Source organism: Chitinophagales bacterium (genome assembly GCA_017303835.1).
Taxonomy (GTDB): Bacteria; Bacteroidota; Bacteroidia; order Chitinophagales; family Chitinophagaceae; genus JAFLBI01.
In genome coordinates this window covers 1747330-1767317 of the sequence record JAFLBI010000001.1, presented here as the reverse complement: position 1 = coordinate 1767317, position 19988 = coordinate 1747330, and the positions used below count along the sequence as shown (strand labels likewise).

At 44.2% G+C, this 19988-nt stretch carries 23 protein-coding genes; 20 read left to right on the top strand and 3 right to left on the bottom strand.

The genetic code is table 11. The features are described from left to right. Nucleotides 1-38 precede the first annotated feature (38 nt). The 4 genes from J0L83_08140 to J0L83_08125 all read left to right on the top strand — a co-directional run bounded on the left by J0L83_08140 (nt 39) and on the right by J0L83_08125 (nt 4206). Nucleotides 39-1235, top strand: a complete 1197-nt coding sequence (locus J0L83_08140; GenBank protein MBN8664526.1) for an acetyl-CoA C-acyltransferase — start codon at nt 39-41, stop codon at nt 1233-1235. Nucleotides 1236-1611: 376 nt separating this feature from the next. Beyond that, a complete protein-coding gene (locus J0L83_08135; GenBank protein ID MBN8664525.1) occupies nt 1612-2670 on the top strand; it encodes a hypothetical protein in 1059 nt (352 codons plus the stop codon). Nucleotides 2671-2810: 140 nt separating this feature from the next. Continuing rightward, nucleotides 2811-3188, top strand: coding sequence for a hypothetical protein (locus J0L83_08130; GenBank protein MBN8664524.1), 378 nt, complete (start codon nt 2811-2813; stop codon nt 3186-3188). 76 nt (nt 3189-3264) lie between these two features. Then, nucleotides 3265-4206 carry a DMT family transporter gene (locus tag J0L83_08125; GenBank protein ID MBN8664523.1) on the top strand — a complete coding sequence of 314 codons (942 nt, stop codon included), beginning with the start codon at nt 3265-3267 and terminating at the stop codon, nt 4204-4206. Here J0L83_08125 and J0L83_08120 read toward each other — a convergent pair. Both J0L83_08120 and J0L83_08115 read right to left on the bottom strand, forming a co-directional pair. After that, on the bottom strand, nt 4203-5288 hold the full coding sequence (locus J0L83_08120) for an acyloxyacyl hydrolase (GenBank protein ID MBN8664522.1): 1086 nt from the start codon (nt 5286-5288) through the stop codon (nt 4203-4205). The genes J0L83_08125 and J0L83_08120 overlap by 4 nt on opposite strands. Nucleotides 5289-5346: 58 nt before the next feature. Beyond that, nucleotides 5347-6708, bottom strand: a complete 1362-nt coding sequence (locus J0L83_08115) for a histidine--tRNA ligase (protein MBN8664521.1) — start codon at nt 6706-6708, stop codon at nt 5347-5349. Between J0L83_08115 and J0L83_08110 the strand changes: the two genes are divergently transcribed. Further along, complete coding sequence (locus J0L83_08110; protein ID MBN8664520.1) at nt 6685-6876, top strand: hypothetical protein; 192 nt, start codon at nt 6685-6687, stop codon at nt 6874-6876. The two genes, J0L83_08115 and J0L83_08110, sit on opposite strands and share 24 nt — an antisense overlap. Nucleotides 6877-6881: 5 nt before the next feature. On the opposite strand, the gene J0L83_08105 is transcribed toward J0L83_08110, so the two are convergent. Next, entirely contained in the window at nt 6882-7337 is a 456-nt protein-coding gene (locus J0L83_08105) for a low molecular weight phosphotyrosine protein phosphatase (protein MBN8664519.1), read from the bottom strand. Nucleotides 7338-7461: 124 nt separating this feature from the next. On the opposite strand from J0L83_08105, the gene J0L83_08100 reads away from it, so the two are divergent. The 15 genes from J0L83_08100 to nuoK all read left to right on the top strand — a co-directional run bounded on the left by J0L83_08100 (nt 7462) and on the right by nuoK (nt 19980). Further along, entirely contained in the window at nt 7462-8271 is an 810-nt protein-coding gene (locus J0L83_08100; GenBank protein MBN8664518.1) for an energy transducer TonB, read from the top strand. A gap of 42 nt (nt 8272-8313) precedes the next feature. Further along, the gene (locus J0L83_08095; GenBank protein ID MBN8664517.1) at nt 8314-8547 is read left to right on the top strand and encodes a hypothetical protein; all 234 of its coding nucleotides are present in this window, start codon (nt 8314-8316) and stop codon (nt 8545-8547) included. 1 nt (nt 8548) lies between these two features. Further along, nucleotides 8549-9472, top strand: a complete 924-nt coding sequence (locus J0L83_08090) for a substrate-binding domain-containing protein (GenBank protein MBN8664516.1) — start codon at nt 8549-8551, stop codon at nt 9470-9472. 23 nt (nt 9473-9495) lie between these two features. Beyond that, nucleotides 9496-11295 carry a tetratricopeptide repeat protein gene (locus J0L83_08085; protein MBN8664515.1) on the top strand — a complete coding sequence of 600 codons (1800 nt, stop codon included), beginning with the start codon at nt 9496-9498 and terminating at the stop codon, nt 11293-11295. An 86-nt stretch (nt 11296-11381) separates the two neighbouring features. Beyond that, nucleotides 11382-11783, top strand: coding sequence for an NADH-quinone oxidoreductase subunit A (locus J0L83_08080; GenBank protein ID MBN8664514.1), 402 nt, complete (start codon nt 11382-11384; stop codon nt 11781-11783). A gap of 77 nt (nt 11784-11860) precedes the next feature. Continuing rightward, entirely contained in the window at nt 11861-12463 is a 603-nt protein-coding gene (locus J0L83_08075) for an NADH-quinone oxidoreductase subunit B (GenBank protein ID MBN8664513.1), read from the top strand. Between the two features lie 24 nt (nt 12464-12487). After that, nucleotides 12488-13006, top strand: coding sequence for an NADH-quinone oxidoreductase subunit C (locus J0L83_08070; protein MBN8664512.1), 519 nt, complete (start codon nt 12488-12490; stop codon nt 13004-13006). A 48-nt stretch (nt 13007-13054) separates the two neighbouring features. Beyond that, nucleotides 13055-14284: an NADH-quinone oxidoreductase subunit D gene (locus J0L83_08065; GenBank protein MBN8664511.1), complete on the top strand. Its 1230-nt coding sequence runs from the start codon at nt 13055-13057 to the stop codon at nt 14282-14284. 47 nt (nt 14285-14331) lie between these two features. Next, nucleotides 14332-14832 (top strand): NAD(P)H-dependent oxidoreductase subunit E, encoded by a 501-nt coding sequence (locus tag J0L83_08060; GenBank protein ID MBN8664510.1) that lies wholly within the window; start codon nt 14332-14334, stop codon nt 14830-14832. Between the two features lie 31 nt (nt 14833-14863). Further along, nucleotides 14864-16216: an NADH-quinone oxidoreductase subunit NuoF gene (gene nuoF, locus J0L83_08055; protein ID MBN8664509.1), complete on the top strand. Its 1353-nt coding sequence runs from the start codon at nt 14864-14866 to the stop codon at nt 16214-16216. Nucleotides 16217-16259: 43 nt separating this feature from the next. Further along, nucleotides 16260-17357 (top strand): (2Fe-2S)-binding protein, encoded by a 1098-nt coding sequence (locus J0L83_08050; GenBank protein MBN8664508.1) that lies wholly within the window; start codon nt 16260-16262, stop codon nt 17355-17357. 19 nt (nt 17358-17376) lie between these two features. After that, complete coding sequence (gene nuoH, locus J0L83_08045; GenBank protein MBN8664507.1) at nt 17377-18420, top strand: NADH-quinone oxidoreductase subunit NuoH; 1044 nt, start codon at nt 17377-17379, stop codon at nt 18418-18420. Nucleotides 18421-18550: 130 nt separating this feature from the next. Further along, nucleotides 18551-19090, top strand: coding sequence for an NADH-quinone oxidoreductase subunit NuoI (nuoI, locus tag J0L83_08040; protein ID MBN8664506.1), 540 nt, complete (start codon nt 18551-18553; stop codon nt 19088-19090). A 22-nt stretch (nt 19091-19112) separates the two neighbouring features. Beyond that, the gene (locus tag J0L83_08035; protein ID MBN8664505.1) at nt 19113-19616 is read left to right on the top strand and encodes an NADH-quinone oxidoreductase subunit J; all 504 of its coding nucleotides are present in this window, start codon (nt 19113-19115) and stop codon (nt 19614-19616) included. A gap of 28 nt (nt 19617-19644) precedes the next feature. Beyond that, nucleotides 19645-19980 (top strand): NADH-quinone oxidoreductase subunit NuoK, encoded by a 336-nt coding sequence (gene nuoK / locus J0L83_08030; protein MBN8664504.1) that lies wholly within the window; start codon nt 19645-19647, stop codon nt 19978-19980. Nucleotides 19981-19988: the final 8 nt, after the last annotated feature.

Sequence of the window (19988 nt, the reverse complement as noted above, 5' to 3'; positions counted from 1 at the left end):
GCTTGGCAAGAACTATCTTGCGCGCTCAAGATTTGCGTATGAAAACTGCCTACATCATTGATGCCGTAAGAACACCAATTGGTCGCTATGGTGGCCGTTTAAACTCTGTTCGTCCCGATGATATGTTAGCCTTGATGATCAGTGCTTTGGTGAAGCGTAATCCCAATGTTGATGTGCATCAGATTGAAGATGTGATTGCCGGCGCAGCCAACCAGGCTGGTGAGGATAACCGTGATGTGGCGCGTATGGCCGCTTTATTGGCCGGCTTACCGGTAACAGTGGGTGGTAATACGGTGAATCGTTTGTGCGCTAGTGGACTGCAGGCCATTATGGATGCAGCAAGAGCCATTCAATGCGGAGAAGGCATGTTTTATATAGCAGGTGGCGTGGAAAGTATGACGCGTGCACCTTTCGTAACGGCCAAAAGTGATGGTGCCTGGAGCCGAAAGGTCGAGACCTATGATACCACAATTGGCTGGCGTTTTACCAATAAGAAATTAGCTGAGTTGTACCATCCTTATAGTATGGGTGAAACAGCAGAGAATGTTGCTCGTCAGTGGAATATTAGTCGGGCTGATCAGGATATGTTTGCCATGCAATCACAGGAAAAATATGCTGCTGCCTTAGCTGCTGGTAAGTGGGCGGATGAACTGATTCCTGTAGAGATTACCGAAAACAAGGAGCCAACCATTATAGATATAGATGAGCATCCGCGCCAGACCAGTCTGGAAAAGCTGGCAGCATTAAAACCTGCATTCGCAAAAGATGGTTCTGTAACGGCTGGTAATTCAAGTGGTATCAATGATGGTGCTGCGGCTGTTTTATTAGCCAGTGAAGAAGCCGTTAAATTATTTAACCTTAAACCCCTTGCGAGAGTAGCGGGCATGGGTATTGCCGGAGTTGACCCTTCGATAATGGGTATTGGTCCGGTACCTGCATCGCAGAAAGCATTACAACGTGCTGGCTTAAACGTTAATCAGCTAGATCAAGTAGAATTGAATGAGGCTTTTGCTGCACAGGCTTTGGCTTGTATGCGTGATCTGCAATTAGATCCATCCAAAGTGAATGTGAATGGTGGTGCTATTGCACTGGGTCATCCTTTGGGATGCAGTGGTAGTAGAATCACTGCTACTTTACTCCATGAAATGCGCAGAAGCAAATCCCGCTACGGATTGGCTACTATGTGTGTAGGGGTGGGGCAGGGTGCTGCTATTGTGTATGAAGGATTGTCGTAAGCTTTTACTGTACAATAAAAAGCATCAACCAAGTTCAGGAGTATAGCCTGAAGTATACGATTGTTGTGTATATCAATGCACAATGCGCTTTGTTCGCAATTGTATGTTTCCATTTATTAGATTCCAAGTTTGCTGCTAATCATTTATTAAACCAAATACGGTATTTGGTAATTATGATCATGCAATGGTTAAGCATTGAACTACGCCGTAATGCATGAAGATATTTTTACTGTAACGATCGTCTGATAAAGACCTGAGCTGAAGCTATATCAGCTGTCTGTTGTATTGACAGAAATCATTACCAATCATTTTTTGCAGAAGTGAAGCGGTATCATGATCAGACCTTGTTCAACGACACAACAGTAAAAATAACAACATGAAAAAATTAACCCTGAATTTGATCCTTGTATTGATGGCTGGTCTGCTCTTTAGTTCCTGTAAAAAAGAAAATGGAACTACGACCAATGCAAAAAAACGCTACATACTTTCTAATGAGTATAATAGCGTTACCAATGCGGCATTTGCCAAATATTTTGTGAATGATGTAGCAACGACTTTGGGCGATCCCAATACTCACAAGATATATGGTGAAGATCTGGAAGTATCAGGAACAGATGTGTATGTACTGGCTTTGAGACAGCCCAGTTCAGGAGGCGCTTATAGTGTGGTGATTTATAAGAATGGCACTGAATTCCAGTCTTTTTCAGTCGCCGGTAACATCTATTACAATTGTTTGGCAGTGAGCGGTACTGATATTTATCTGGCCGGTGTGGATTTTCCTTCAAGTGGTGTACCAAAAGTAATTCTATGGAAAAATGGTACAGTCACTGAGCTAACATCTAATACCGGTGCAAATGCCACAGAAGCCCGTGTCTATGATATGGTTGTTTCAGGTAGCGATGTGTATTTAGCCGGATATGAGACAATGTCAACCAGTCCTTTTAACCGTTTACCGAAGTATTGGAAAAATGGACAGGCGGTTACTTTAAGTGCAACAGCAGGTATAAACTCAGCAGTACACCGTATTGTGGTAGCTGGTAGTGATGTTCACTGTTCCGGTGAATCTGAGGGTAAACCTAATTATTGGAAAAATGGTTCATCCACCAATTTGAGTACAGCCAACGGCTGGTCTTATGGGCTCGCGGTAAATGGTACAGATGTTTTCACAGCCGGTTCGGTATCTACTGGCGCGAATGTCTATAACGCATCCATTTGGAAGAATGGTAGCCAGACTGTTTTGAGTAATCGGACTACACAAGGTACCGTGAGTGTATTTGGTGTTGGTGTAGATGGTAATGATGTATATGTGATTGGTAGTATGCCTGATGCAACACAAAACAGTGCAAAATCTGTTTACTGGAAAAATGGCATCCTTGTGGAACTACCTATGACAAGCGGCTACAGTGGCTATGCGTACAGGCTTGTGATAAAATAGTAGCCCAAAATGCTAGTGATAGTCTTGTCTGTAGCGGATGCCATTATTCAGGTTCAAGTGTTAGAAGAAATGGATTGTAGAAATATTTAGTTTGTTTCGTAACTTTTTTGCTCCATATTCGTCTACCTCAAAACCTGTTTATGAAACAAATTCTTTTTCTGGCTTTTTGTATGCTTTTTGCATTTGCGGCTTCGGCGCAACAAGACACCACTGCTAGCGCTATCCTGGGTAAATACAAATTTCCTGAAGGCAGCATCGTACCTGATGCAACTGTTAGCAATGAGAACGGTGCCATTATCATGAATACTTCTGCGGGCTCATCTGAATTGGTGAAGCAAAATGAAGATGTGTACACTATTGTAGCTTTTCAGGGCACAGCAGCGTTTAAGCGCAATGATGCCAAAAAAGTGATTGGTGTAGTGATTGATGCTATGGGCTATCATCTGGAAGGCACTAAGGAACAAGCAGCCGCAGTTTGGGTTAGGTTGAGCGATCAAAAAAGATTATTCCGCAAATAAGTGTTATATCCCTCGCTTTCAGCGGGGGATTTTTGTTTGTATTGCTTGCTGTGCTATTCAATTACCTTTGCATTTCATGAAGCAAGCGCCCAGAGTTTCTTATCAATTGCAAGGTGTGTTCTTTGTACTCTTGGGTGCAATTGCTTTTTCTGGCAAAGCCATTTTGGCCAAGCTTGTTTACCTGGAATATCCGCTCAGTGTATCTGCCTTATTGGTGATGCGCATGGGCTTCTCTCTGCCTTTCTTTCTCTATTTATTGTTTAGAGAAACCGCGAAGAAACAAGTACCCGAGCCTTGGTCGGTAAAATGGCGGATACTCGGTATCGGCGTGTTAGGTTATTATATCAGTAGCTATTTCGATTTCTGGGGTTTGCAATACATCAGCGCCGGTCTGGAGCGAATCATATTATTTACCTATCCAGCTATTGTGGTGCTGGTCTCTGCATGGATCTATAAAGCGCATGTAAATGGCACGCAACTTTTAGCGCTTGTACTTACTTATTTGGGTGTCGGTGTTGCTTATTTCAGTGATATTCAAACAGGCGATGCGCGCGCGACAACTATTGGCAGTCTATTGATTTTTGGTTGTGCATTCACCTATGCATTTTATGTAATCTGGAGTGCACGCATCATACCAAAAGTGGGCTCTGCTTATTTTTCGGGACTGGCCATGCAAAGTGCAACCGTATTGGTGATACTGCATTTTATTGTGGCAGGAAACGATCTTACTGAATTCTTCCGCCTGCCATGGAAAGTGTATGGTTATATGTTGATCATGGCCATATTCACAACGGTGATTCCAGTACTGTTGATTGCATCTGGTTTGAAGCGGATTGGTAGCAGTAATGTGGCCATTGTTTCTGCTGTTGGGCCACTGGCTACCATCTTTATGGCATCTTATTTTTTGGGTGAGTCTTTTGGCTGGATGCAGGGTATTGGCACTGCATTCGTGATTACCGGTGTTTTATTGATTGGCAGAAAAATTCAGCGCACTGCACCAACAGAAGCAGCCAATTAATTGCTGCGCTTTTTGAAACTATACTGAATCCGGAGATCAGGGAATAAGGCTATATGCTTGTGTGCTTTCAGCTGAAAGCCTAATAGCCATCTTTCCCGAACGCGATACAATAATCCCCAACGATGATACCAGACTGGGTAGTAGGGACTTTGATCAAAGAGATACATACCTATTTGCTGACTAAAAATAAATCTGCCCCACAGAAATTCATGGCCCAGTAGTAAGCCTGATTTGATTGCTGAAGCCTGAAGTGTATCTGCTTTTAATTGTTCGCGAAGCGCATTGTCCTGATACAGTTCTGCACCAAGCGTGAAAGCATGCGTGCGTCCGGTTTGTTTGGATACCAATAGCGAAAGGCCCAGTACACCAAATCTTTCTGCTGAAGTATTATCGATACTTCTGGATGCATAGAACATACCAATGTCCCAGCGAGTTGTTTTTTGATAGCCCAGTTGCTTCCATCGTTGAATGCGTTCGCGTAGATCTTGTTTTTTGTTGGGATAATAGCGAAGGCCTGCATCCATGGTTATCCAGTTCACGCCTTTATTGGGTAAGGAAACTCCACCATTGGAAGTATGCCGGTAAGAAAGCATGCCAAAGGCTTGCCATTGCGAACTGATTTGCCAATAGGGCCTAAGTCCCAATGCCAGATAGCTGTTTAATCGGGTACTGTAAGAGCTGTTGGTTGGATTCTTTTGTGGGTCATGTGGGTTATTCAGAAAGGCCATGCCGGCAGCAGCACGGATGCCCATTCCGGCATCTTGACCAAAATGTATATCCGGCTCAATGAAATAAGCAGCAGTGAATCCACGGCCCAGAATAGCATTATCAAAATTCGTCCACTGCACACTAATGCCCTGAGAAGGAAATCCATAGAACTTACGGTAGGTGGTGCTATCTGTCTTGCGCCAGACAAAGCTCCATTCAATGCCAATTGGTCGTGCACCTTTTGTATTCTCCACATCCTTGGTGTGGGCATAGATACTGCCTTGTGTCAGGGCAAGATCATATGCAAGCTCTTTTTCCTGTGCCAGCGTGAGCAAAGGACAAAAGAGTAACAGCCAAATGACTTGACGAATCATTGCAGAAAGTTAGCTGCTAAAAACAGAAGAATAAGCTAGTGCTTATCACCTGCAGTTGTCAGGATTGAATTGCTGCGCGCAAGGCAGCTTGTGCCAATGTCTGTTGCTCACCAGTGGCAATATTTTTTAAAGTGCAAGTGGCTTGTTCCATTTCCTGAGTGCCGATAATGACTACATAAGGAATGGCTTTCTTCTCTGCATATTTGAATTGCTTGTCAAACTTAGCTTGCTCATGGAAGAGTTCACAGCGGATACCTACTTCGCGTAATTGTTGCATTAATGTAAAGGCATTACGGCTCTCTGCTTCACCGAGATTGAAAAACAATACTTGTGTACCTGTTTGTACTTCATCAGGAAATACCTGCAGTTCTTCCATCACATCGTAGATGCGGTCTACGCCAAAGGAAATACCTACGCCCGGTACATTAGGTACGCCAAACAATCCAGTTAAATCATCATATCGGCCACCGCCTCCAATGCTGCCCATTTGTACCGTAGTAGCTTTTACTTCGAAGATGATGCCGGTGTAATAATTAAGTCCGCGGGCCAGTGTAAAATCAGCAACCAATGCATCAATATTGGTAGCATAATTCAGCAGGTGTTGTACTTCAGCAATGCCTTGTGCACCAATCGTAGTATGACCAATCAGTTGTGTGAGTGTGGCTAGTTTTTCCTTATTGCTGCCGCTGATTTGTAAGTATTGTTGAATCGTGCCAATCTGTTGATCACTTAAACCACGTTGTGTAAGTTCTTCTTTTACTTTTTCTAGGCCAATCTTATCCAGCTTATCAATAGCAACCGTAATGTCTGTAAGTTTATCCGCACCGCCACAAACTTCTGCTAATGCAGCTAAGATTTTTCTGCTGTTGATACGAATCTCAACAGGTACTTTCAGTTGATTGAAAACTGTTTGATAGATATGCGTCAGCTCTACTTCATTCAATAAACTATTGCTGCCTACTACATCTGCATCACACTGATAGAATTCGCGGTAACGACCCTTCTGTGGTCTGTCGGCACGCCATACAGGCTGTATTTGATAACGTTTGAATGGTAGCGTAAGCTGACCTAAATTCATTGCTACATAACGGGCAAATGGAATGGTGAGGTCATAACGCAGAGCACGTTCTGTAATTCCTTTGGTGTTCTTTCCTTCCAGTACTTTATCAAAGTCGGCTTTGATTTGTTCCAACTTGGCGGGATTGTCAAGTCCGTTATTGAGGATTTTGAAAATCAGTTTATCACCTTCCTCGCCATATTTACCCATGAGGGTATCCAGGTTTTCCATGGCTGGTGTTTCCAATGGCTGAAAGCCATAGGTTTCAAACACGGTGCGGATGGTTTGAAAAATATATTGACGCTTGCGTACAACTGCTGCGCTAAAATCTCTGGTGCCTTGTGGTATAGAAGGTTTGGACATATGGTCTATGGTCTATGGTCTATGGTCTATGGTCTATGGTCTATGGTCTATGGTCTATGGTCTATGGTCTATGGTCTATGGTCTATGGTCTATGGTCTATGGTCTATGGTCTATGGTCTATGGTCTGGCGTGCAAAAGTACAATTCATTGCGCCAGAAAGGCCATTGAATCAATTACAGGGTACTAGCCTGATAATCTGCTACAATTTTTCCGCATGCCCGCTTAATCAAGGCAAAAACATCATGATAGCCATCTTCCTCGCCATACCATGGGTCTGGAACTGATTTGTTTTGTCCGGGCCAGAGTGCATCGAGTAATAAGGATGTTTTTTCGGGTGCCCAGTATTGTCCGCTCATGCGTTGTACGTCTGCATAGTTGTTGGTGTCCATCACATAAATGCGATCGTACTCCAACATGTCCTTGGCACGAAACTGTCTGCATCGCTGCTGACTGATGTCAATACCGTTTATTTTGGAAACCTTTTGGGAAAGTCGATGCGGCGGTTCGCCTACATGATAATTCGCTGTGCCGGCACTGTCTACAGTCCAATCCAATCCTGCTTCTGCAGCAACAGTTTGCATAATGCCCTCTGCAAGTGGGCTGCGACAAATATTCCCTAGACAAACCATTAAAATCTTCATGCGGCAAAGATAACAGCGGCTTAACACTACACATATTATGGAAAAATACAGGCTATGCATCTTAACCATACAGCGCGCTGGGTTTTCATTCATCATCACTAAAAACTCTGTTATGAAACCCGAAGAAATCCTGAAGAGTGATGTCTTGGACATCCTTTTCGAAAATCGCCACAAAGCTTATGGGGCTTATGTTTTACGTAAAGCCTATCATCAACGATTAAGCCGTGCTGTGCTCAGTACTACACTCCTTGTGTGTTTGTTTGCCCTTGTTCAAAGTTGGAAAGTGCCCAAAAGAATCGGGCATGTACAAGCGGGAGCGTTGTGGGCAGATACCATCCGATTGGTAACAGTTCCATTGGAAAAGGAAATCAAGAAAACAGATTTGGTTAAGCCAAAGCAATTAGCCCAGCAACAACATGTTACACCTGTAATCACACCAGATAATCAGGTGAAAGAGACAGTGCCAGACATCAGCCTGTTGGAAAATGCCATCATCAGCACAAAAACTGTGGCCGGAGATACCGTCGATGAAAACCTAATCATGCCACCTGTTGAAGGAGATGGAGGTACTATAGTTAATTCGGCTGCACCTGTAGAGGACATACCCATGATTTTGGAGAAAGCAGCGCAAATGCCCGAGTTTCCTGGAGGTAAAGAGGCCATGATCCGCTTTCTGATGCGGAATCTGCCCCAGCCGGATGATATTGCAGAAGGTGAGAAGCTGGCTGTATTGGCCAGGTTTGTGGTGGACGCAGACGGACATATTATAAATATTGAAATAGAAAACTCCGGAAGGAAGGATTTAGATCAAGCGGTGATTAGTGCCATCGGAAAAATGCCCAGATGGAAACCGGGCATGCAAAATGGTCGTTCTGTGCCTGTGTATTTCCGTTTGCCAGTAACATTTGTATCAAACGAATAAAATTATTTTCTAAATTGCCCGTCCCGCATAAAACTATGAGCTATGCAACAGGATTTCAGAGAGAAAGAGCAGCGGAGTTTTGCCAATTTGAAGATGATTTACAATATCTCAATGGGCTTGTTGATTTTAGCCATGGGTGGGGTCATGTTCTTTGCGGAAACATTAAATCTTGCGCAAATCGCTGATGCTGATGTATCGTTTCGGTATCTTTTCGGCGCTTTGTGTTTGCTGTATGGTGGCTTTCGGTTTTACCGGGGTGTGAAGAAGGAGATATGAGATGAAGCAGATGAACAGATTGATCAAAGTTCTTTATTTATCGATGCTGATTGTTGCTTGCGGACAGCAGGAACAGGCAGAAGACACAAGAGATACGCCCAATAAGGGTACCATCTACATTAGTGTGGAAGAGAGTTTCCGTCCCGTGATAGAGGAGCAGATTAAAGTGTATGAAGCTTCTTATCCCGGAACGCATATTGTTGCGGCATATAAGCCTGAAGTGGATTGTATGCGCGATCTCCAGAAAGACAGCACTCGCATGGTTATTGTTGCCAGAGGGCTGAATCAACAGGAGGCTGAATACTACCAGCAGCAACTCTCTTACAAACCAGTGTATGGGATTTTGGCGTATGATGCCGTGGCAGTGATAGTGAATAAAGCTGCACCAGATAGTGTCTTCACCATGCAGTCGATAAAAGACATATTGAGCGGTAAGCAGGATAAAACTGCGGTAATGGATGGGAAGAATGCAACCGGTACTGTTCGCTTTTTGAAAGACAGTGTACTACGTGGCGCCAATTTTGGTAAAAACGTAGTGGCAGCTGCCAATAGTCAGGAAGTTGTAGACATTGTTTCCAAAAGAGCAGATGTGGTTGGTTTTGTTGGCTTGGGCTGGATTGGTGACAATTACGATCCCAAGCAGGCGGTCTATCGTAAAAGTATCAGGCTGGCACTGGTAGAATGTGTGTTATGCCCTGAGAAAGAAGTGTTTGCGAAGCCAAGTCAGTCTACCATTACCTACGGTCAATACCCTTTGGCACGCCCCTTGTGTTATATACTAAAGGAGAATGCCACTGGTCTTGGAACAGGCTTTATGAATTTCATGAGTCTGGAAAGAGGTCAGCTGATTTTCAGGAGATCATTTTTAGCGCCAGCTAAAATGAATCTTTCCCGCAGATCAGGAAAAATAAAAGAGTCTGAATAAACAACAACTATAAAAACCGAACAATGAAGAAGATCGTTTTCTTAGTGATGCTGATGGCAGGGTCGTTTGCACAGGGTGTTTCGGCACAATCTGTTGCAGATGGTGTGAAGTTCCTCAGTTATGAATCTACTCGTCAGAAGAGTGCAATGGAAACTTTACAAAAAGCGTACAACAGCAATCCTTCTGATCCTAAAGCAGTATACTGGTATGCTCAGGCACTGATGGAAGACAAGAAAAACGCAGAGGCAAAATCCATCGCTGAAAAAGCATTACAGGCTGCACCAAACGATCCATTGTTTATGGTGCTGAAAGCGCATGTGGATGTTGCCAATGGTGGCGATTTCAATGCTGCCAAGCAGGCTTTCGAGCAAGCAATTACGCTCAGCACTGAAGCCAAGGGTAAGAACAAAGGCCGTATCAATCCAGAAATCCTGAATGCCATCGGTCATGCAGTATCTGAATTTCCTGCAAAGCAGTCTGATCCATTGTATGGTATCGAAAAACTGAAGCAGGCTGCAGGTTTCGATTTAACCAATCCGGATATCTACATCAATATGGGTATTTGCTACCTGCGTATGGGTGGTGAATATGGTGGTGAAGCTGTAAAAGCATTTACAGAAGCGCTTACCCGCGATCCTAAGAATGCACGTGCGATGTACCGTATCGGTAGCATTTATTACAGTCAGCAAAACAAAGAACTGTATGAAAAATGGTTTGGTGATGCAATCATGGCTGATCCCGGCTATGCACCTGTTTACCTGAAGTTTTATAACTACTATTCTGACAAGAATGTAAACATTGCCAAAGAATACATTGAAAAATACCTGGCCAATTCAGATAAGGATTGCAGCAATGATTATTTCTATGCTGAATATCTTTTCCGTGCCGGTAAATACCAAGAGAGTTTAGATAAGGCAAAGGAAATGAAGTCTGGCGCTTGTAAAGATTTCTATGCAACAGATCTGCTCTTTGCATATAACTCAGATCGTCTGGGAGATTCTATCGCAGCAAGAGATTACCTGAAAAGCTTTTTTGCTGCAGCGCCTGTAGATAAACTGTCTGCACAGCAATATGAATTTGCAGCTTCAGTTTTCGGTAAGATTGCCGGTGAAGAAAAAGAAGCTTCTGCTTTTGTTGAAAAAGCAATGGAAATGGAGACTTTGCCTGCTGCCAAGTTGGCTATTGCTTCAAAAGCTGCTGAAAGTTTCCGTAAGGCCAAGAAATACACTGAGCAGTTGAAGTGGTTGCAAACCGTCGTAAAAATGAGAGGTGGTTCGCCTTCTGAAGGTGAGTATTTCGGTATGACCAACGCTGCCCTTTCTGCCAAAGATTTCGCACAGACATTGGATTTGGCCAAGGGTTATATGGCTGCCTTCCCTGATAAGCCCCAGCCATACAGCTTCTACAAGCGTGCTGCGATGCAAATCAGCACAGACTCTTCTGTAATTGTTGAGCAGCTGAACTATCTGGATTCCGTGTATGCAGCGGTTAATCTGGAGAAATACAAGAAAGATATCTTCCTGAACAGCTATTTCAAGCTTAACTACTATGTGTCTAAGTTTAACAACCTGAAGAAAAGCCCTGATTTCAAGGTAAAATCTGATGGTACACGTACTGCGGTAGTGGACGAATTCCTGGCTACCTGTCAGAAAGCGGTAGAAGTAGCGGATAAGATGATCCAGCTCTACCCTGATCCAAACGATGACAACAATAAATTCGCCAATGAGAACAAGGCGGCGATCATGAAAAACATCGAATATTACTCCAAGCCTCAGGGCAAAGGAGGGGCGCCTGCCGCAAAACAAAGCGGTAACCCCAAATAAATCTGAAAATAAAAACTCCCCGCTATGGGGAGTTTTTATTGTATATCCATTCCACGGCTTATTTTTGCCCCCACTAAATTTACCCCATGGACTGGCTACATTTCTTATTAGACAGTACGACTTCCAATAATGCCACCAATTATTTCCCTATTGCGTTGCAGCTGATCTTTGCTGCCGGCTTTGTGGCAACCATGATTTTCCTGTCCAGTTTTATTGGTCCCAAGCGGAATACTTCCGATAAGCTGGAAAACTTCGAGAGTGGTATTGATGCCGTTGGTAATGCCCGACAGCCGATGTCGGTGAAATACTTTCTGGTAGCCATCCTCTTCGTGTTATTCGATGTGGAAGTGATCTTCTTCTATCCTTATGCGGTGAATTTCAGAGACTTAGGTTGGGCTGGCTTCACGGCTGTCGTGATGTTTGTAGGTTTTTTCCTGGCTGGATTTATCTACATCATCAAGAAAGGTGCTTTAACCTGGGAAGATTAAAGGAAGATTCGGCTAGGACCCGAACCCTTACCACAATGTGCTGTTATTGATACTGATTAAGAAGAAATTATAAAAATATGCGTCCGGTAAGATTCAATATTCATCCAAAAGAGGCTAAGATTACTGATAGTCTGCTTGCAGCACCCCAACAGGTGGCTGAAATGCCTGAAGGACTTCAGGGCGAAGGCTATTTTGCCACTTCTTTCGAGAAAGTGGTGGGCTTGGCTCGTAAAAACTCTATTTGGCCACTGCCTTTTGCCACTTCTTGCTGTGGTATCGAGTTTATGGCAACCATGGCCTCTCACTATGATCTAGCACGTTTTGGTAGTGAGCGTGTAGGTTTCTCACCCCGTCAGTGCGATTTGCTGATGGTGATGGGTACCATCGCCAAGAAAATGGGTCCGGTATTGCGTCAGGTGTATCTCCAGATGGCAGAGCCACGCTGGGTGATTGCCGTTGGTGCCTGCGCATCCTCTGGCGGTATTTTCGATACTTACAGCGTATTACAAGGTATTGATCAGGTAATTCCGGTAGACGTGTACGTGCCCGGTTGTCCGCCAAGACCGGAAGCCATCATTGATGGTGTATTGAAAGTGCAGGATCTGATTCACAACGAAAGCCTGCGCAGAAGAAACAGCGAACAGTATAAGGCATTGATGAATGCCTATGGCATTGAATAAATTTCCCGCGAAAGCGGTAAGCATATGAGTCTGACAAACGAAATAGTACAACAGAAACTGCAGGAAAAATTCGGCGACCAGTTAACTGGTTTCGAAACGCCCTATGGTATGCTCAGTTTTGAAGCACCCAAGGAAATGAACCTGAAAGTGTTGCAGTTCCTGTATGATGAGCCTGCACTGAGTTATCAGTTTCTCACCGATATCACGGCTGTGCATTATCCTGAGCAAGTTGGCCGCGAACTGGCTGTGGTGTATCATCTCCACAATCTGCGTGAGAATCACCGCATCCGTTTCAAAGTATTTACTTCAGTAGCAAACACAGATGTGTTTACTGCCACCAAAATATTTTCTTCCGCCAACTGGATGGAGCGCGAGACCTATGACTTCTTTGGTATCAACTTCGTAGGTCATCCTAATCTTAAGCGCATCCTGAACGTAGACGAGATGGATTATTTCCCCATGCGTAAGGAGTTTCCGCTGGAAGATCAGACACGTGTGGACAAAGACGATGAAATGTTTGGCCGCGGTGGCAGCATCATCTAGTGTACTTAATTGTAAAAGCAAAAATCCGCTCCGCAAGGAGAAGATCATATGACAGAGCAACATCATCACATCACCCTGCAGGAAGGCAGTATCGCCAAGCAGACAACCACGCTGAACCTGGGTCCAACACACCCGGCTACGCATGGTGTGTTCCAGAATATTGTTGAGCTGGATGGTGAACGCATCGTGAGTGCAGAATCTACTGTGGGTTATATTCACCGAGCTTTTGAAAAGCTGGCTGAACGCAGACCACTGTACCAGATCACGCCTATCACAGATCGATTGAACTATTGTTCTTCACCCATCAATAATATGGGTTGGCACATGACCTGTGAGAAATTGTTGGGCGTTCAAACACCAAAGCGTGTTGATTACCTGCGCATCATCATCATGGAATTGGCACGTATTGCAGACCACCTGATCTGTAACTCCATCGTGGGTGTGGATAGTGGTGCGTATACAGGCTTCTTGTATGTGATGCAGTATCGCGAATTAATCTATGAGATTTATGAAGAAGTATGTGGGTCCCGCCTTACTACTAATATTGGGCGTATTGGCGGTTTTGAAAGGAATTTCTCAAATACAGCATTTGAGAAACTCGAAAAATTCCTGAAAGAATATCCTGAAGTGTTGAAAGAGTTTGAAAACCTTTTTACACGCAACAGAATCTTTATGGACCGTACCATCGCTACCGGTGCCATCAGTGCAGAACGTGCATTGAATTACGGCTTTACCGGTCCTAACCTACGTGCTGCGGGTGTGGATTATGATGTACGTGTACATAGTCCTTACTGCAGCTACGAAGAATTTGATTTCACTGTACCTACTGGTACAACTGGAGATAACTACGATCGATTCTTGGTGCGCAACGCAGAAATGTGGGAGAGCTTGAGCATTATTGAACAAGCTTATCGCAAAATTCAATCGCTCAAAGGCGAAGCAGCAGAAGTGTATCATGCTGAAGTACCTGAATACTATCTGCCTAAGAAGGAAGATGTGTATACCAAGATGGAAGCTTTGATCTGGCATTTCAAAATCATCATGGGTGAAACAGCTATCCCTGCGGGTGAAGTTTATCATGCAGTGGAAGGTGCCAATGGTGAATTGGGTTTCTACCTCATCAGCGATGGCGGCAGAACCCCATACAGACTACATTTCAGAAGACCATGTTTCGTGTACTATCAGGCGTATGAAGAGATTGTGAAGGGTGCCATGCTGAGTGATGCCATCATCACCATGAGTAGCTTGAACCTGATTGCAGGAGAAATGGATGCTTAATTAACGTGACTGTCTGTGCAAGCACAGACGAAATGATATTGACGACTATGATCAGATTTAACGACAAACAGGAAGCCGAGTTTCAGCGACTGGTGAGCCGCTATCCGGAGGGCAAACAGAAAAGTGCACTCCTGCCTGTATTGCATCTGGCACAGGATAGTTTTGGTGGCTGGCTGAGTAGTGAAGTGATGGATTATGTGGCAGACCGCCTCAGCATCAAACCCATTGAAGTGTATGAAGTAGCTACTTTCTACACCATGTACAACCTGAAGCCGATTGGTAAATATTTGTTTGAAGTTTGCCAGACAGGTCCTTGTATGTTGCGCGGCAGTGATGATATCATCGCATACATTGGTGAGAAGTTGGGCATCAAGCCGGGCCAGACAACAGAAGATGGCATGTTTACTTTGAAGACAGTAGAATGTTTAGGTGCTTGTGGTTATGCGCCGATGATGCAGTTGGGTAAGTTCTATCGTGAACACCTGACGAAAGAGAAAGTAGACCAGATCATTGAAGAATGCAGAAGAAACGCTGCAGCAAATAATTGATGAACAAGATTTCCCGAGAGGGATCTGAACTATGGGCAGAAAATTATTATTAGAAAAAGCACATGTGGAAGGCATTCGTACCTACGAAGTGTATCGCCGTGAAGGTGGTTATCGTAGTGTAGAGAAAGCACTCAAAAGCATGAGTCCCGATGCCATCGTAGAAGAAGTGAAGAAGAGTGGCCTCCGTGGTCGTGGTGGTGCGGGCTTTCCCACAGGTATGAAGTGGAGCTTTCTGGCCAAGCCGGAAGGTGTTCCCCGTTACCTCGTTTGTAATGCAGATGAATCAGAGCCCGGTACTTTCAAAGACCGCTATCTGATGGAGTTTATTCCACACCTGTTGATCGAAGGGATGATTGTATCATCTTTCGCATTGGGTTCTAACCGTTCCTATATCTATATCCGTGGCGAGTATGCGTGGATTACTGATATTCTGGAGCAGGCTATTGAAGAAGCTAAAGCCAATGGTTGGTTAGGTAAGAATATCCTGGGTAGTGGCTACGATTTGGAATTGTATGTACAGCGCGGTGCTGGTGCGTATATCTGCGGTGAAGAAACTGCTTTGATTGAAAGCTTGGAAGGTAAGCGTGGTAACCCACGTATCAAACCACCATTCCCTGCGATCAAAGGTTTATGGGATTGCCCAACAGTGGTGAACAACGTAGAAACCATTGCAGCAGTAGTGCCTATTGTGAATGATGGTGGTGAGGAGTATGCCAAGATTGGTGTAGGTAAATCAACAGGTACAAAATTGATTTCAGCTTGTGGTAATATCAATAAGCCAGGTGTTTATGAAATTGATATGACCATCTCTGTTGAAGAGTTTATCTATAGCGATGAATATTGTGGTGGTATTGCGAATGGCAAACGTCTGAAAGCTTGTATTCCTGGTGGATCATCAGTGCCTATTTTACCGGCTAACTTGTTGTTGAAGACAGCAAAAGGTGAAACCCGTTACATGAACTATGAAAGTTTGAGTGATGGTGGTTTTGCTACAGGTTCTATGATGGGTAGTGGTGGTTTCATTGTATTGGATGAAGACCAGTGCGTAGTGAAGAATACCTATACACTCGCTCGTTTCTATCGCCACGAAAGTTGCGGTCAGTGTTCACCTTGCCGTGAGGGAACTGGTTGGATGGAGAAGATTCTTTTGAACATTGAACAGGGCAGAGGTAAGATGAGTGATATTGATTTGTTGTGGGATATTCAGCGCAAGATTGAGGGCAATACGATTTGTCCTTTGGGCGATGCTGCTGCATGGCCTGTTGCTGCTGCAATTCGTCACTTCAGAGATGAGTTTGAATGGCACGTGAATAATCCGGATGAATGTACCAAGCGCAATTATGGTTTGGCGCATTATGCGGATCCGATTTACGTACCTGCTTAATTGATTGAAAGCCTAGGCTTGAACTTATAATATTTGACATTCTATGTCTGAACAGCTTTTGAAAGTTACCATCGACAACATTACGGTAGAAGTACCTGCTGGAACAACCATTCTACAGGCTGCCCGTAAGATTGGTGGCGATGTGGCACCTCCTGCCATGTGCTACTACAGCAAACTGCAGGGTAGTGGTGGTAAGTGCCGTACCTGTCTGGTAGAAGTATCCAAGGGTAGTGAAAAAGATCCACGTCCCATGCCTAAGTTGGTGGCTTCTTGTCGTACCACGATTATGGATGGTATGGAAGTGAAGAATATTACCAGCGATCGCGTATTGGATGCGAGAAAAGGTGTGGTTGAATTTCTGTTGATCAACCACCCATTGGATTGCCCAGTGTGCGACCAGGCTGGTGAATGTCACTTGCAGGATCTGAGCTATGAGCATGGAGCAGCAGGCACACGTTATGAATTCCAGCGCAGAACTTTCAAGAAGCATGATCTGGGTGATTATATTCAACTGCACATGACGCGTTGCATTCTTTGCTACCGTTGTGTGTTTACTGCTGATCAGCTGACGAAGACACGTGAGCATGGTGTATTAGACAGAGGCGATCACGCAGAGATTGCAACATTTATTGAGAAGAACTTGCAGAACGATTTCATCGGTAACGTGATCGATGTGTGCCCTGTAGGTGCTTTAACTGATAAGACTTTCCGTTTCAAGAATCGTGTATGGTTTACCAAGCCGGTAGATGCACATCGTGATTGCGATACTTGCTGTGGTGAAGTACAACTGTGGATGCGTGGTGATGAAGTGTTCCGCGTTACTGCGCGTAAAGATGAGTGGGGTGAAGTGAAGGAGAGTACAAAAGGTGGTACCGGCTGGATTTGTAATACTTGTCGCTTTGAGAAAAAGCAAGTGAGCGATTGGGTAATTGAAGGCCCAACCAAAGTGAATCGCCACTCCGTGATTTCTCAAGGACATTATGTGGGTTTGCAAAAGCCTGAAGAAACCATGTCGAAAGTAATGGATGGTCGTTCACCGAAATTGCTGATGGATATCCATTCAGTAAGTGAAGTGAACAAACCCAATATTGAATTGAGCAAGCTCGACAGGCCTGCGCATTCAACTGATTTCAATCAATAAGACCCGATAATCACTGAAGATGATATTGTTAAGTTTTGACTGGATGCTGGCTGTAGAGAAACTGATACTGATTGCAGTAATCATTCTCGCCAGTCTGGGTATTGCCCTCTATACCACTTTTGCTGAGCGTAAAGTGGCAGCGATTCTGCAGGACAGACGCGGTCCTAACCGTGCTGGTCCTTTTGGTTTGCTACAGCCGTTGGCAGATGGTTTGAAATTGTTTTTCAAAGAAGACCTGATTCCCAATAACTCGAATAAGTTTCTGTTCATTCTTGGTCCGGCTTTGGCGATGACAGCTGCATTGATGACTTGCGCGGTAGTTCCCTGGGGTGATAAGGCAGAAGTTTTTGGCAGAACAGTTACCCTGCAGATTGCTGATGTCAACATTGGTATTCTCTATGTATTTGCTGTTGTGAGTTTGGGTGTGTACGGTATCATGATTGGTGGTTGGGCATCCAACAACAAATTCTCTTTGATTGCAGCACTGCGTGGTGCATCTCAGGCCATTAGTTATGAACTGGCGATGGGCTTATCATTGATTGCAGTATTGATGATCACAGGCACATTGCAGTTAGGTGATATTGTGAAGCAACAAATGAGCGGTCAGTGGAACATTGTGTATCAGCCACTGGGCTTTTTGATTTTCTTCATTTGTGCATTGGCTGAGTGTAACAGAACACCTTTCGATTTACCTGAAGCAGAAAACGAATTGAACTTTGGTTACCACCAGGAATACTCTTCTATGAAGATGGGTTTCTATCTCTTCGCAGAGTATGTAAACATGATCATCAGCAGTGCGGTAATGGCAACCTTGTTCTTTGGTGGTTATGATCTGCCTTTCTTAGACGAATCAACTTTACCTGTAAATATTGCAGCTATTATTGGTGTGGCAACCTTGCTTACCAAGATTGTGATCTTCCTCTTTGTATTCATGTGGATTCGCTGGACCATTCCGCGCTTCCGTTATGATCAGCTGATGAATCTCGGCTGGAAGAAGATGATTCCATTGGCTTTGGCCAATATGTTGCTGACAGGCGCAGTGATTCTGTGGTTGGGAAAATAAGCTGGGTGATTTGCAGGCGTTGCAGTGAGTGACACAAGGAACGCTGAGCAGAGCACAACATTTGGTGAAAAAAATATATTTGCAAACCCTTAGCAGCAGCCAGCAAGGCTTACGCTAAAACGAAATAGATATGCAGGCTTTAACGAACAGAGCGAAACCGGTAGAACGCCGCCCGATGACATGGCTGGAGAGCATTTATCTCTGGAATATCATCAAGGGGATGGCCATTACGTTCAGTCATATTTTCAAGAAGAAACCAACGATCAATTATCCTGAGCAGAAACGTCCATTCAGTCCGGTGTTTCGTGGACTGCATGTGTTGAACCGCGATGAAGAAGGTCGTGAGCGTTGTACGGCTTGTGGTTTGTGCGCTGTTGCTTGTCCGGCAGAAGCCATTACCATGGAAGCTGCGGAAAGACTGCCGGGAGAAGAGAACTTGTATCGTGAAGAGAAATATGCAGCCAAGTATGAGATCAATATGCTGCGTTGCATTTTCTGCGGATTGTGTGAAGAAGCTTGTCCGAAAGATGCCATTTACTTAAGTGAAACTTTTGCACCATCTAACTATACGAGAAAAGGATTTATCTATGGTAAAGATGATTTGTTGATTCCTGATCCAAAGCAGGCACCGGCAGATTTCGCAAAAGCAAAAGGATTGGCAGAAGCATAAAAGAAAAGAAGCGTTAACCAACATGGGTATTACACAAATATTATTCTGGGTGCTGAGTGCAGTTGCACTGATTAGCGCCATCATGGTCTTACTGAGCAAGAACCCTGTGCATAGTGTATTGTGGCTGATCATGGTATTTTTTGCCATCTCTGGTCATTACATTTTATTGAATGCGCAGTTCCTCGCCATTGTGAACCTGATTGTTTATGCAGGTGCCATCATGGTGTTGTTCCTTTTCGTGATTATGTTAATGAACTTGAATACCACCACTGAGCCGCAGAAGAATCTTTGGTTGAAATTAACCGGTGCGGTAGCGGGTGGTTGTTTCATGATGATGTTTGTATCACTGGTACGTCAGGCAGGTGATATGCAGGCCAAGACTGCACAAGTAACAGACGGCAATATTGGGTTGATCAAGAACCTGGGTAAAGCCCTGTTCAGTGATTATGTGGTGCCGTTTGAAATCAGTAGTGTGTTGTTCCTGAGTGCGATGGTTGGTGCAGTAGTGATTGGTAAAAAAGCGTAAACAAGGCAAAGCCTTAAGAATATAGATTATGCCGATTAATTATTACATATTTCTGGCGATGGCGCTGTTCAGCATTGGGGTGATAGGTGTACTCACCCGCAGAAACGCGATCATCATTTTCATGTGCATAGAGTTGATGTTGAATGCTGTGAACCTCTTGCTGGTAGCTTTCTCTAAAATGCATCATGGTGCTGCTGTAGCAGCAGATGCGGCCAGTCAGGTGGGTGTAGACGGACAGCTCTTTGTGTTTTTCATCATGGTAGTGGCAGCAGCGGAAGTGAGTGTGGGCCTGGCCATTATTGTGATGATGTACAGAAATGTACACTCAGTAGATATCAATTTCCTGAACCGATTGAAGAATTAAAGCATACC